The 12,623-nt window shown below is 66.5% G+C and carries 16 protein-coding genes; 4 read left to right on the plus strand and 12 right to left on the minus strand.

Annotated elements, in window-relative coordinates; all coding sequences use genetic code 11:
* Positions 1–2: 2 nt before the first annotated feature.
* Together IEV83_RS11525 and IEV83_RS11530 are read right to left on the minus strand one after the other, a co-directional pair.
* Positions 3–845, minus strand: coding sequence for a hypothetical protein (locus IEV83_RS11525; RefSeq protein ID WP_209003129.1), 843 nt, complete (start codon positions 843–845; stop codon positions 3–5).
* Between the two features lie 98 nt (positions 846–943).
* On the minus strand, positions 944–1,159 hold the full coding sequence (locus tag IEV83_RS11530) for a hypothetical protein (protein ID WP_181759100.1): 216 nt from the start codon (positions 1,157–1,159) through the stop codon (positions 944–946).
* 258 nt (positions 1,160–1,417) lie between these two features.
* Between IEV83_RS11530 and IEV83_RS11535 the strand changes: the two genes are divergently transcribed.
* Entirely contained in the window at positions 1,418–2,539 is a 1,122-nt protein-coding gene (locus tag IEV83_RS11535; RefSeq protein WP_181759099.1) for a DUF2336 domain-containing protein, read from the plus strand.
* A 27-nt stretch (positions 2,540–2,566) separates the two neighbouring features.
* Here IEV83_RS11535 and IEV83_RS11540 read toward each other — a convergent pair whose 3' ends face one another.
* The 3 genes from IEV83_RS11540 to IEV83_RS11550 form a co-directional block, all read right to left on the minus strand.
* The gene (locus IEV83_RS11540; protein WP_181759098.1) at positions 2,567–2,914 is read right to left on the minus strand and encodes a DUF1491 family protein; all 348 of its coding nucleotides are present in this window, start codon (positions 2,912–2,914) and stop codon (positions 2,567–2,569) included.
* 62 nt (positions 2,915–2,976) lie between these two features.
* Positions 2,977–3,732, minus strand: coding sequence for a peptidoglycan-binding domain-containing protein (locus IEV83_RS11545; RefSeq protein ID WP_181759097.1), 756 nt, complete (start codon positions 3,730–3,732; stop codon positions 2,977–2,979).
* A gap of 16 nt (positions 3,733–3,748) precedes the next feature.
* The gene (locus tag IEV83_RS11550) at positions 3,749–5,665 is read right to left on the minus strand and encodes a PAS domain-containing sensor histidine kinase (protein WP_181759096.1); all 1,917 of its coding nucleotides are present in this window, start codon (positions 5,663–5,665) and stop codon (positions 3,749–3,751) included.
* 305 nt (positions 5,666–5,970) lie between these two features.
* Here IEV83_RS11550 and IEV83_RS11555 point away from each other — a divergent pair, with 305 nt between their 5' ends.
* Positions 5,971–6,480, plus strand: a complete 510-nt coding sequence (locus tag IEV83_RS11555; protein ID WP_181759095.1) for a DUF5330 domain-containing protein — start codon at positions 5,971–5,973, stop codon at positions 6,478–6,480.
* A 305-nt stretch (positions 6,481–6,785) separates the two neighbouring features.
* Positions 6,786–7,217, plus strand: coding sequence for a SufE family protein (locus IEV83_RS11560; protein WP_181759094.1), 432 nt, complete (start codon positions 6,786–6,788; stop codon positions 7,215–7,217).
* A gap of 18 nt (positions 7,218–7,235) precedes the next feature.
* Here IEV83_RS11560 and IEV83_RS11565 read toward each other — a convergent pair whose 3' ends face one another.
* Both IEV83_RS11565 and IEV83_RS11570 read right to left on the minus strand, forming a co-directional pair.
* Positions 7,236–8,003, minus strand: coding sequence for a DUF6456 domain-containing protein (locus tag IEV83_RS11565; RefSeq protein ID WP_181759093.1), 768 nt, complete (start codon positions 8,001–8,003; stop codon positions 7,236–7,238).
* A gap of 47 nt (positions 8,004–8,050) precedes the next feature.
* The gene (locus IEV83_RS11570; RefSeq protein WP_181759092.1) at positions 8,051–8,467 is read right to left on the minus strand and encodes a helix-turn-helix domain-containing protein; all 417 of its coding nucleotides are present in this window, start codon (positions 8,465–8,467) and stop codon (positions 8,051–8,053) included.
* Between the two features lie 245 nt (positions 8,468–8,712).
* On the opposite strand from IEV83_RS11570, the gene IEV83_RS11575 reads away from it, so the two are divergent.
* Positions 8,713–9,108, plus strand: coding sequence for a hypothetical protein (locus IEV83_RS11575; RefSeq protein ID WP_181759091.1), 396 nt, complete (start codon positions 8,713–8,715; stop codon positions 9,106–9,108).
* Positions 9,109–9,121: 13 nt separating this feature from the next.
* On the opposite strand, the gene IEV83_RS11580 is transcribed toward IEV83_RS11575, so the two are convergent.
* The 5 genes from IEV83_RS11580 to IEV83_RS11600 all read right to left on the minus strand — a co-directional run bounded on the left by IEV83_RS11580 (position 9,122) and on the right by IEV83_RS11600 (position 12,621).
* Positions 9,122–9,538, minus strand: coding sequence for a Ros/MucR family transcriptional regulator (locus IEV83_RS11580; protein ID WP_181759090.1), 417 nt, complete (start codon positions 9,536–9,538; stop codon positions 9,122–9,124).
* Between the two features lie 347 nt (positions 9,539–9,885).
* A complete protein-coding gene (gene mnhG, locus IEV83_RS11585) occupies positions 9,886–10,221 on the minus strand; it encodes a monovalent cation/H(+) antiporter subunit G (RefSeq protein ID WP_181759089.1) in 336 nt (111 codons plus the stop codon).
* Entirely contained in the window at positions 10,218–10,568 is a 351-nt protein-coding gene (locus IEV83_RS11590; protein WP_181759088.1) for a cation:proton antiporter, read from the minus strand. The genes mnhG and IEV83_RS11590 overlap by 4 nt, the downstream gene beginning before the upstream one ends.
* Positions 10,565–11,041, minus strand: a complete 477-nt coding sequence (locus IEV83_RS11595) for a Na+/H+ antiporter subunit E (protein WP_181759087.1) — start codon at positions 11,039–11,041, stop codon at positions 10,565–10,567. The genes IEV83_RS11590 and IEV83_RS11595 overlap by 4 nt, the downstream gene beginning before the upstream one ends.
* Positions 11,038–12,621, minus strand: coding sequence for a Na+/H+ antiporter subunit D (locus IEV83_RS11600; RefSeq protein WP_181759086.1), 1,584 nt, complete (start codon positions 12,619–12,621; stop codon positions 11,038–11,040). The genes IEV83_RS11595 and IEV83_RS11600 overlap by 4 nt, the downstream gene beginning before the upstream one ends.
* Positions 12,622–12,623 lie beyond the last annotated feature (2 nt).

Below are 12,623 nucleotides of genomic sequence, written 5' to 3' on the forward strand. Positions count from 1 at the left end.
CCTTACTTTTGCAGCGGCGGGCGCTCGGTGCCCCAGTTGGAGTAGATCCGAGACCGGCGCAGCGGCGTGTCCTGGCCATAGCGGTTGCTGACGTCGCAGCCCTTTTCCAGGCGCACCACCTCCGCCGCGAGCCGCTTCCAGGCCACATTGGCATCCCAGACCTTGTCGCTGGACGGGGTCTCGATCTCCAGCGCGTCAATCGCCTTTCGGTAGGAGACGAGACGGAAGCGCAGGGCATGACCGGCCCATTCGGTCATGCGCTTGTTCTCCCAGACCCGGGCCTGGGCACCGGCCAGCTCCTCCCGGGTGGAAATATCGCGCCGGCCAAGCGCGCGCAGGCGCTCCTGATCGGCCTTGGCCACCCTGAGCGCCACCTTGCAGAAGGGATCGACCAGCGCCGCGTCGCCGGTGGCATCGGCGGCCACCCGGTCGTAGCGAACCTCGCTGGAGGCATAGCGGTCGGAGCGCAGGAAGTCGTAATAGCGCATCGGGTCGATCCGTCCGGAAGTTTCCGGCAGGATGCGCGTGCGCATCAATTCGGTGCGGCTCCCCTCGATCCAGTCCTTCGTCGCCGGCGGGCGGATCAAGGTCCAGGCCCGGTCGCGCAGCTCCTGCTCGTCATCGGTCAGGTTGAAGCGCGAGACCGGCTCGCCGCGATTGGCGGCCATTTCCGCTCCGACGGCCGGCATCAGCGTGTCATGCACCACCGACGGCGCCGCCCGGTCGAAATCGCCCGTGGGCCGGCTGCATCCGGCCAGCAACGCGGAAACCAGCGCCAGGATCACCAGCGATCCGCGCCGGCCGTGCGATGCCGGCGCCCGATGTCGAAGTCCCTCGATGGTCAATCCGCGTCTTTCCCGTTTCCGGCCCGAACCCGGCCTGTTCCCGGAACCTTGCCAGTGCCAAAGGCCTTCCGGCCACCAGCCGGAACGGGTCCCTGCCGTCAGATCGAACGGCCCGGGTGATCACGGTCGGCGGCCCCGATCAGGCCACCATCGACTTTGCGCCCGATTCGCGCGCCAAGATCAAGGGAATGACGCTCCATCCGGATCCCCGGAAAGATAATCACCTCCCCCCGCGCGGTGCGGGTGTAGGCCGCCTGCCGGCACGTCCGGCGCTTCGACCGGGGAGCGGTAGAAAAACTCAGCACGGTACCCATTGCATCCTCCATGAGCCCCGAGGAGCGGCCCCTTGCCGTTCCTGACCCCTGGCAGGTCACGCGAAACCATCTGCCGTAAGGTTAGTAGGCCAGTGCCTGGGTTAACAAGTTGCTAACGGTTTTTTGCCAATTTGATGGAACGGGCCGCATCGTTCAGAGCGGCTGCGGTCAGAAGAGTCCCTGGGCGCTGTTCTCGCCCTTGCGTAGCGTACAAGTCGGGCCGTGTCGAAATCCTCTTACAAGTCATTGGACGGTGTCGTGGATCTGTCCCTGGAAACGGACCGAAATCGCAAGGATCGCGTGTTGCTGGCGGCCAGCGAGCTGTTCGCCACCACCGCCAGCCATGACGGATCCGAGGCCCACATCTTCGCCGAGCTGTTTCGCCAGCTTCTGCCGGCGACGCCCGATGCGGACCGGCTGCGCATCGCCGAAACGCTCGCGCCCTATCCGCACACGCCGCCGGCCTGTCTGGCCCAGCTCATGGCCGACGCCAATGAGGATGTCGCCGCCATCGCACTGAACGCGGCCGCGCCGTTTTCCGGTCCGGATCTGGTGCGGCGCATCGCCCGCGGTCCGGAGCGTCTGCGCGCGATCATCGCTGCCCGGCCGGACCTTCCCCGGGACGCGGTGACCGCGCTGTTTCATTTCGCCGACGCGGACACCTTGCGCGCGCTGCTCACCCGCGAGCCCGAGGCCCTGGACGATGACGCGCTGGCCGCCCTGTCCGAGCGCAAGGAGGTCTTGCGCGCGCTGGCGGATCTGCTCGCCCGCCGCAAGGCGTTGCCCTCGACGCAACTGTTCGCGCTGTTTCTCGATCTCGACCATGCCGGGCGGCTGGAGGCGATTGCCGCCGCCGAGGCCCGCACCCTGTCGGAACTGGTCAAGCGCCAGGATCCCCGGGTGCTCAATGCCGCGTTCAAGCCGGAGGTGCTGAAGCATCTGGTGGAGGCGGCGCTCAATGGCGGGGCGGCGGTGTTCGCGGCCCATCTGGCCTACACGCTGGACATTCCGGCGGAGACGGCGGCGCGGATCGTCGACGATCCGGGCGGCGAGCCGCTGGTGATCTGCCTGCGCGCGCTCGGCACCAGCGATGCCGATGGCGGGCGTATTCTGGTGCGGCTGCTCGGTCAGCGCCGGCCGCTTGCCGAGCTGCGCGATCTGCTGGCGCTGCTGAACTCGATCACCCCGCGCGCCGCCATGTTCCTGATCCACGAATGGCAGTCGGGCCGCGAGAGCGCTGCCCAGCCGGCGCAACAGGGCGTGCATGCCCCGGTCTATGACGGGCTGGCTCAGGCGGAACGGCCGACGGTTGCCAAGAGCGGCACCCGCCGTTCGTCGCAGGACCGCGCGCTCGCCCCCTCCCGCCGCGAAGCCAGCTGACGCTCGGCGATCCCGGTCAGCGCGGGATCAGTCCCCGCTGTCGGCCACGTTCCAGAACACCCGGCCCTCGCGATCCTCGACCTCGACGATCCACACATCCGGATCCATGCGCCGGTCGCTGGCAAGCCGCGCGTCCACCGCCTCGCGATCGGCCAGCGACAGCAGCGGCTCGAACAGCCGTTCGCCGCCGTTTCCCTCGCCGAAAAACGACTGCGGCGCCGGGCCGTAAAGGTCGTAGCGCCCATCGAGCCGGTCGACGACGATATAGATCGCACCGGCTTCCGTCGCGCCCCGGGCGGTCAGACCGGCAAAGGCGTTTTCGGCAAAGCAGCGGCGGATCAGCGCGGAAACCCAGAATTCGGAGGTCAGACGCATGGGCGCTCCTGCGGCGGTTCGTCAGAGGGAATGTGGCGGGGCTTCAAGCAAGGCCGCCCGGGTCATCCGCCGAGCGGACGTCCGGTCACCTTTTCGATTTCCGTAACCAGCGCGGGCGAGAGCGCACCGGTGATCGGCTTGCCGCGGTCGAGTTCGAAGCGGCGAATGGCATTGGCGGTCTGCTCGCCCGAATACCCATCGACATTCAGCGGACCATAGCCCAGCCGGACCAACGCCGCCTGGATGCGCGCCACCCGGGCCCGTTCGCCCGACAGGGTCGTCTCGCTTTGAGAGCCCGTCTGCTGGTGCGCTGCGGGCGGCTCGGGCGGGGGCACCGGCAGAGGTGGCAGGCCGGCCTCCGGCGCGCCGCTGCCGGTATCCATCGCCAGCCGCGCCAGCAGTCCCTCATCGATCTGGCCGGTATCTCTCAGGCCGCGACTGCGCTGATAGGCGCGCACGGCCCGGTCCGTCGCCGGTCCCTTGAGCCCGTCGAGGGAACCTTCATAGACGCCGAGGCGGCGCAGCTCGACCTGAACATCGCGGACCAGCACCCGCTGCGCCGACCTTGCCCGCTCCTCCGCCGGGGTCAGTGCCGGTGCGGGCGGCGGCGCCGCCTTGCGGGTGGCGAACAGCGGCGCCGGATGCGGCCCCGACTGAAACGCGGTCGCATTGGCGATGATCAGGCAGCCGGTCAGCACCATCACCAGCCAGCCGCCGGCGGCCACCGGATTGTCGAGCGCCATCGCGCCCAGTCCGGAGGGCTCGGGCTTGGCTGCTGGCGTCTTTCGCCGTGGCGCCTTTCGCTGCGCGCGGCTCATGGCTGGTTCTCCCGGCTCATGCGATCTTCTGCAAGGCGGTGTGATTGGCGTTGGTGCCGGTTTCCCTCGCTACGTCCTTGCCCGTTTTCCTGTCGCCGGGCAAGTCCTCGGACCTCTCCCCGCGCGGCACGTGCGAGACGGCCGCGTCGGTGTCTGCCCTTGACGGAACAGCGGCGGCCTGTTCGCCCGTGGCGGCACGGCGCGGCAAATACACGGTGACCGTCGTCCCCTCGCCCAGCCGGCTTTCCAGGGTCATGCGCCCACCCTGAAGCTCCGCCAGCCCCTTCACCACCGCCAGGCCGAGGCCCGACCCTTCATGGGTGCGGGCCGTGCCGCTGCTTGCCTGAACGAACGGCAATTGCACCCGCTGGGTGTCTTCCGGGGCAATGCCCGATCCGGTATCGCGCAAACCGAAGGCCAGCCCTTCACCTTCGAGCCGGGCGAAGATCACCGCCCGCCCGCCAGAGGGCGTGAATTTCAGGGCGTTGGAAATCAGGTTGAGGGCGATCTGCCGGCAGGCCCTTGCATCGGCGGTGAAGCTACCGATTGCCAGCGGCACATCGCAGCTCAGCCGCACGCCCGCCTTCTGCGCCTGCGGTTCCATCATCCGGCGGCAGCCATCGAGGCAGGAGCGAATGTCAAACGGTTCGGCAATCGTCTGCGCCTGCCCGGTCTCGATCCGCGTCATGTCGAGCATGTCGTTGACCACCTGAAGCAGGTGATCTCCGGACTGGTGGATCAACCCGGCATATTCCCGCACCCGCTCCGGATCCGCCGCCGTTTCCGGCAGTTTGCGCATCAGGTCGGAGAAGCCGATGATCGCATTGAGCGGCGTGCGCAATTCGTGGCTGACCGTCGCCAGAAAGCGCGACTTCGCCTGATTGGCGCTTTCCGCCTCGGCCCGAGCGGCGGTCAGTTCTTCCTCCGCCTGCTTGCGCCGGGAGATATCGCGCAAAACACAGACGATCCGCCCGCCCTCGGGTCCCTCCTCCGCCGCCTTCTTTCTGCGGCAGACCAGTTCCAGCCAGCCGTATTCCGCCATGCCGGTTTCGCCGGGACGGGCCTCGCCGCGACGCACCCGCAGTTCCAAAACGCGCGTTTCGCCATCGGAAAGGGTGTCGGACAGGGCCTTCAGATAGGCCGGCCGGTCGGCCACATGGATGCGCTGAAACAGGCCATCGCCGAGGATGTCCGCCCGCGCGGCACCGATGATGCCGCGCGCCGGCGGGGTCGCGAACAGCACCTTGCCGGCGCTGTCATGCACCGAGATCGCATCGGCGACACTGGCGGCGACCAGTCCGTATTTCTCTTCCTCGCGGCGCAAGAGCGTCGCCTGATGGCGGGCATCGGCCTGGAAACGGACAGCCAGCATCGCCGCGTACAGCAGCGCCAGCCCGCCGCCGACGGTTTCGACCGGCAGCCAGCCGGCAATCGGAGCAGCCGAGAGCGGCCCGACCAACCCCTGGCCGCCAAGACCGGCCAGCAGCGCCACCAGACCGCCGACCAGACCGGTGGTCGCGGCGATTGCCTTGCGCGATCCGGCGAAGGCCGCCTCCACGGGCGCGAGAATCACGAAGGGCAGCAGCGGCGAGGCGAGCCCGCCGGTGAGCCCGGCCAGCGCGGTGAACAGCCCCGCAAACAGGGTCGCCGACATCACCTGGGCGCGGTCATGAGCGCCGGTGCGCGAGACATACATGGCCAGCGGCAGATGCGTGATCAGCCAGGCGAGAATCAGCGTGAAGAACAGCGTCACCGCCCCGCCTAAGGCCAGCATCAGCGGCAGCAGCGCAAGCGCCAGCATGCCGCAGGCAAGATGATCGCGAATGAAGGTGCGATGACGATGGAATGCCCGCGCGTCCGCCGCCGAGGGATGCACCAAGGCATCCACATATCGGCTCACCGGCCCGAGGGCTTCCCGCAATTCTGGCATCATTTTCTTATGTCCCGGCACGCCTGCCGCTTGTTGGCCAAACTGTTCCTCATCGTCACAGGAACGGTTTAAGGAACCATGAAACGGCGGCGCCGGGCCGTTTTCCCTGAGGCATCCCGGGACCTTTCCGATTTGATTAAAATTTGACGCAAGTTTTCATCAAATTCGCCTCGAACTTGATGAAAATGCCCTTCGTCCTCGCAACCGGGCGTTCGAACCTCCTTGCTAGGTTTGTCCCATAACGCGCTCCGGCGACCGCATGGCCGGCGACCGGAGCCGACCGAACGATATCTACAAGGGCGGCTGTCATGTTCTTTCTTCTCAGAACGGCATTCTGGATCGGGCTGGTGCTCCTGCTCCTGCCGATCGACACCGGAAGCGACGAATCGCAGGTCAGTGGCGTCTCGCCGGTTCAGGCGTTCTTCGCCGCGCAATCGACGATCAGCGATCTCTCCGGTTTCTGCGAGCGCAACCCGGAGACCTGCGAGACCGGCGGTCAGGCGATTGCCCGGATTGGCGCCAAGGCCAAGGTCAGCGCGCAGATGCTCTACGAGTATCTGGAAGAAGACGAGACGGCGGCGCGCACCGGTACGCTGACGGCGGCGGACCGCACCCCGGCCTGGACCGGCGATGCGCGGACGGCGGCCTCGCAAGGCCTCGCGCCCCACGACAACACCGATGCGACCGACACCGGTGCGGCCGATACTGGTGCGGCCGATACTGGCGCGCAGCTCACCACCCGGCTCAGTGCCCGCAGCGGCGGCGCACCGGCGGCCCTGCCCCAGCCGAAGCCGATCCGGGGCAACGGCCCGGCCTGATCTTTTTCGCCAGGCCGGATGATGTCGCCCCGCAGCGACCCCGACCCGGCATCCGAACACCGACGGTTTGGCGGTTCCTTTCCAGACCACGCGATTGTCTTTCGCGCCAACACCTTGGCGGGCCCGTCCCGCCAGCCGCAGGCGGGCTGCTGCCCAATACCGCCTGCGGCTTTTTCTTTTTTCGCGACACCACGCCGCAGCGCCATCGCCCCCGGTCTGCCCACGCCGACGCACGCAAGGTTTCCCCCGCCGCCTCGCCGGTCTATATGTCACGGGTAATACCCCTAGAGCAGCATATGGCGGCCATGACCACGACCCTCGACAGCATTCTCGACGATTTCGCCTTTCTCGATGACTGGGAAGACCGCTACAAATACGTCATCGAACTGGGGCGGATGCTGCCGCCCTTCCCGGACGACGAACGCACCGAGGCCAACAAGATCCGCGGCTGCGTCTCCCAGGTGTGGCTGACCAAATCCGTGGAACGCGACCCGAGCGGCGCGCCGGTGCTGGTCTATGCCGGCGACAGCGATGCGCATATCGTCAAGGGACTGGTGGCCATCGTGCTTGCCATGTTCTCCGGCCGCACGGCGCAGGAAATCGCCGAGACCGATGTCGACGCGATCTTCGCGCAGATCGGCCTCAAGGAACACCTGACGCCGCAGCGCTCGAACGGCCTGAAATCCATGGTCGAATCGATCAAGGCGGACGCCCGGTCGGTGCTCGCCCAGGCCTGATCCTCCCACCGGTCGCCGCTACCGGCGACTGCCGAGCCCATAGTGCCGGGCCAGCCGGTCGAGGCCGAGGGCCAGAATGACCTTGGCCGAGCGCGCCGGCCAGCCGCGCTCCCGTTCGACCGCCTCCAGCCCCTTCAGCAGGCAACAGACGTCGACCAGCACGCCGGAGAGCTCCGGTCCGACAGCGTCAAGCGCCCGCTCCATCCGCTGCCGCGCCGCCATCACCGCGTCGGTCAATTCACCGATGCCGCCGCGCCGGGAGCCGCCGCCGGTCGCCCCCGTCGCCAGCGTTTGCCAGGCCGGGGCGGCCAGACCCGGGGCAATCTGACCGAAGGTATGATCGGCCCGCAGCCGCTCGCCCGCCTCGAACTGCTCCTGGCTCAGAAAGGCCTTGCCGTTGCGGGTCCGCCGGGTGCGCAGCCAGGCAAGCGGGCTTTCCGCGTGATTGACGGTCATCACCTCCACCGTGCCGTCCCGCGCGCGATCCCGGCGCAGCCCACGCGCCTGATGCTGGGCGCGAAAGCCATCCTCCCCGGCAAGCGCCCGGCGCAGGCGCGCCCGGCCAAGATCCGTGAGCTCGATGGTGCCCGCTTCCGTCATCCGCAGCAACTGCCGCCGCAGCCCCTGCCCCAGGCTCGCGGCCGGCACGGTCAGCACCGGCGGCGCGCCGGTGCGCGCATCCGCCCGCCCGGCCGCGGCGCGCAGCCGCCAATCGCCATCGCCGGCACCGCTGCGGTCCACCACCACCCAGACGGAGGCCCGTGACAGGCGTTTCAGCAGGCGCATTAGTGCCCCGCCCTCCTCACTGAGACGCGCCGATACGGCCCGCCCGCTCATCGCTGCCCCCCGGCCCGAACCGGACACAGCCGCACCAGCCGAAGCCCCGAAGCGATCGCCTCCTCCAGCGCGGAGAGCGTTGCCTCGAACTCCGGGTCGTCCCGCCGGTCCTCGATCACCCGGCACGCATGAGCGACCGTTGTCCGGTCGCGCCCGAACGTCTGCGCCACCGATGTCAACGTCCGCTCAAGAACCACATGATGGAGATACATCGACACCTGCCGTGCCAGCGCGGTGCGGGCCGGCCCCCGGCTGCGACGGTCGATGTCCTCCTGCGTCACCCCAAAGGCCGACATCACACAGGCGGTGACGATCAGCTCAGCCCCCCTGTGTTCCGCGCCCGCGCCCGAAAACGCCCGCTCTTCCTTGTGAAATTTCGCTGGCCCCTGCATCGGCTGCCCGTGAACAAGCATGGCAATCTCCGTCCAAAAACAATCATAGGTTTATATTCCTATAGATTTACGAGATTTTTCCCGCGAGGGGATAAATCTTTCACGCCATGCACCAACTCCGCGCATCGCGCGGCGGGTTGTCCGCCCCTCCCCGGCGCCATGTCACACTGGCGACAGCCCGCCCCAGTCCCCCGCCGCAATCAGCGATGGGCCCGGACGGGCGGCAAGGGCCGGCGTCGCCCGCCCGGCGGCGTTGGAGGGAAACAATGAACGGTATCGGGGACAAGTCACCGCAAGCGCCGGACGCGGCATCCGCATTGCCCTGTCGTCAGCGCTATCTGATGATGATGGACCGGCTGTTTCCCGACCGCGCGGCACCGCGCCCCGGCACACGCGATGGCTGCGAGCGCATCAGCCGTGAAGGGCTCCAGGCGCAGCGCGCGCGACTCGCCGCCGCATTGGCTGCGGAAGCGGGGCGCGGCATCGCCGGCCACTGGAGTTTCGACGCGAACCGTCTGCTGGCCCTGCGTCAGGCCTCGGACCAGTGCCATGCGCTGCTCGACGCCATCGGCCCCGGCACGGCCGAAAAACCATCGGAGACGCCCGGCAAACGCAAAAACGCCACCGTGGAGACCCACGGCGGCGTTCCGAATTCCATCTGAGCCGAAGCTGCGCTTACTTGGTGCGCTTGCGCTGCTGGCCGAGGCCCATCTTCTTGGCGAGCTCCGAACGCGCTGCCGCATAGTTCGGCGCGACCATCGGGTAGTCGCTGGCAAGGCCCCACTTCTCGCGGTACTCTTCCGGCGACATGTCGTAATGGGTCCGCAGGTGGCGCTTCAGCGACTTGAACTTCTTGCCGTCTTCCAGGCAGATGATGTAGTCGGGCGTCACCGATTTCTTGAGCGGCACAGCCGGCTTCAGCGGCTCCGGCTCAGGCTCGGCCACTGCATTGCTGGTGCGATGCAGGGCATTGTAAACTTCACTGATCAGGCCTGCCAGATCGGTCGATGCCACCGTGTTGTTGGCGACATAGGCCGACACGATGTCGGCAGTCAAGTCAATGAGATTGGCGTCGACAGCCGTTTCCGTCATAATCCACCCGCTAGTTTTGTCGGTACGTTCGGTAACAGATCAGCAATTTCATGTTCGGCAAACTATGACCGATAGGCGTTACTACCAGTAACCACCAGCCGAACTACGATTCAGCCAATCAAATTCAGTGCCTGTTCTATATCGCGCAATTTTTTCAATCACAAGCAAAAAACATAAGATTGATACCGCAAATCATCCGGTTTTTTATGAACCGGAGCAGTTTGCCCTAGTCTTCGCAACACTGAACCAAAGCAGACGATCAATAAATTTCCTCAATCCGCCAAGTAGCCCCTGACCATACAAACCGGCAAGGCGCTGCGCCGGGCCAATCCCCCGACGGCAACGGCTCACTCCTCCGGCTTCGGCATCTCGTCGACCTTGGTCGCCGCACAGGGGCGATACCCCACTTCCAACGCGGCCTTGGCCAGAAGATGCGCCGACACCGGCGCCGTCAGCAGGAAAAACACCACCCCGGCCAGCGCACGGGTGATCACGTCGATCTGATGGGCATGTATGGCCAGGGCAATCAGCATCAGTCCCGAGCCCAGGGTTCCGGCCTTGGAGCCGGCATGCATCCGCATGTAGACGTCCTGCAGCCGCAGCAACCCGATGGCGGCGATCAAGGCGAAAATCGATCCGACCACCAGAACAACACCAACGGCCACTTCATAAATCGGGGTCATTGTCCGCTCTCCCGCCGGGCGATGCTGTCCTGAACCTCATCGACAATGGTGGCATCCTTGGCCAGCCCCCGGTTCAGCACGAAACGGGCGAAGGCCACGGTCGCCAGGAAGCCGACAAGCCCCAGGGCGATGGCGATATCGAGATAAAGGAAATAGTCGGTCTGAACGCCGATGGCGGCGATGAAGCCGATGCCGACCGCGACGAGCATGTCGAGCGCCACCACCCGGTCCGGAAGGGTCGGCCCGCGCACGATCCGCACAACGATCAGGAAGAACGCCACGGTCAGGATCGCCAGCGAAATATTGACGCAGACGTCGAGGAACCAGGACGAGAACTCCGGGGTCATCGGAAGGCCTCCAGGATCTTGCGTTCGAACCCGTTCTTGATGTCGTCGATCGTCGCCTGGGGATCGGGCACATCCAGGCAATGCACGTAAAGCACCTTGCGATCCTCCGACACATCGACCGAGAGGGTTCCCGGCGTCAGGGTGATCAGATTGGCCAGCATGGTGATCTCGAAATCCCGGTCCACCGTCAGCGGATAGGCGATGATGCCCGGCGACAGCTCGATCTTCGGCATCAGCACGATCCGGGCGACCCGCAGGGCCGACAGCACCAGCTCATAGACGAACAAAACCGCCAGGCTGACGATCTGCCAGGCCCGATTGAGGTAGCCGGCGGTGCCGACCTGCTCGCGAATGAGGTACAGCGCACCGGCACCGAGCAGGAAGCCGAAGGCCAGGTTCACCGCTTCGAAACTGCCGGTCACCGCCCCCCAGGACAGGGCCAGCAGAATGTTGATCAGAAACAGGCCGGTCATTGGATCGCGTCTCCGAATACGGACCGAAGGTAGCCGAGCGGTTCACCGAGGGACGCAGCACCGCGCCCGGCGACCTGCATCATGAACTCGGGCTGGATGCCCAGAAGGACGATAAGCCCGAGCAACAGGCCGATCGGCAGCCAGATGCCCGCACCAGTGATCTTTGGATCGGGGACCGCCAGCGCCTTCTCATAGCCATCGGGGGTTCCTTCCGCCCCGCCGCGCCAGAAGGCGAAGACCCAAACGCGGCCAATGGCGATCGTCGTCAAAAGGCCGGTGATCAGGATCGCGGCGGCGATCCAGCCATGGCCACCGACCAGCGCGGCATCCACCAGGAGCACCTTCGGCCAGAAACCGGAAAACGGCGGCAGGCCTGCGACTGCGAAGCCGAGCATCAGGAACACGGCGGCAAAGGCCGGATTGGCCCCGTAGAGCCCTCCCAGCTCCCGCAGGGAGAACGAGCCGCCAAGCGCCCGCATGACGCCCGCCGCCATGTAGAGCGCGGTCATCACCAGGATCGAATGGACCGCGTAGAAGATCGCGCCGGCCAGCGCCGGCGTGGTGCCGATGGCAAGGCCAGCCAGCATCGAGCCGATGCCGGAGATCACCAGATAGCCGAGCAGGCGGCGAATGTCGGTCTGTGCCAGCGCGCCGAACACACCGGTCAGCATGGTGAGAATGGCCACCAGCGCGATCAGGTCGGCCAGGGCCGCGCGGGCATCGGGCATCAGGAGCACGAAGATGCGCAGCAAGGCATAGACGCCCACCTTGGTCAGCAGACCGGCGAAGACCGCCGACACGACGATGCGCGGCGTGTGATAGGAGGCGGGCAGCCAGAAATTGACAGGGAAGGCCGCCGCCTTCATGGCGAAGGCGAGGAAATAGAGCACCGCCACCGTCGTCAGTGGGCCGTCCATGCCGATCCCCCGCGCCTTGATGGCGATGTCGGCCATGTTGAGCGTGCCGACGATGCCATAAAGCAGGCCGGTGGCGATCAGGAACAGGGTCGTGGCGATGATGTTGAGGATCGCGTATTTGACCGCGCCATCGAGCTGCGCGCGCTCGTTGCCGAGCACCAGCAGGCCGAAGGAGGAAATCAGCAATACCTCGAACCAGACATAGAGGTTGAAGATATCCCCGGTCAGGAAGGCGCCGCAGACGCCGGTCATCAACAGCAGCAGGAAGGGATAAAAGCCATAGCGCCGGCCGGACCGGTCAACATCGCTTGCCCCATAGACCGCCACCGCCAGCGCCACCAGCGACGAGGTCAAGGCCAGGGTCGCCCCGAGCGCATCCGCGGTGAAGGCGATGCCGAAGGGCGGCAACCAGGAGCCGGCGACCATGGTCACCACGCCCTTGTCCAGCACCCGGGCAAGCAACCCGGCGCAGCTGAGCACCAGCAGGGTCAGGAAGATGATCGCGACCTTCGGCTGCGCCTCGGTGTTCTTGCGCGTGATCAGGCAGAGCGCGCCGCCCAGAATGGTCAGGAGCAGCGGTGCCACCACCAGCCAGTCGCCGGGCAACACCGGCTCAAGGCGCATGGCCTGCGACAGATCCACGGCTGTATCGGCAGCGGCCATGC

It is taken from the genome of Stappia taiwanensis (genome assembly GCF_014635285.1).
In the GTDB taxonomy this organism is placed as follows: domain Bacteria; phylum Pseudomonadota; class Alphaproteobacteria; order Rhizobiales; family Stappiaceae; genus Stappia; species Stappia taiwanensis.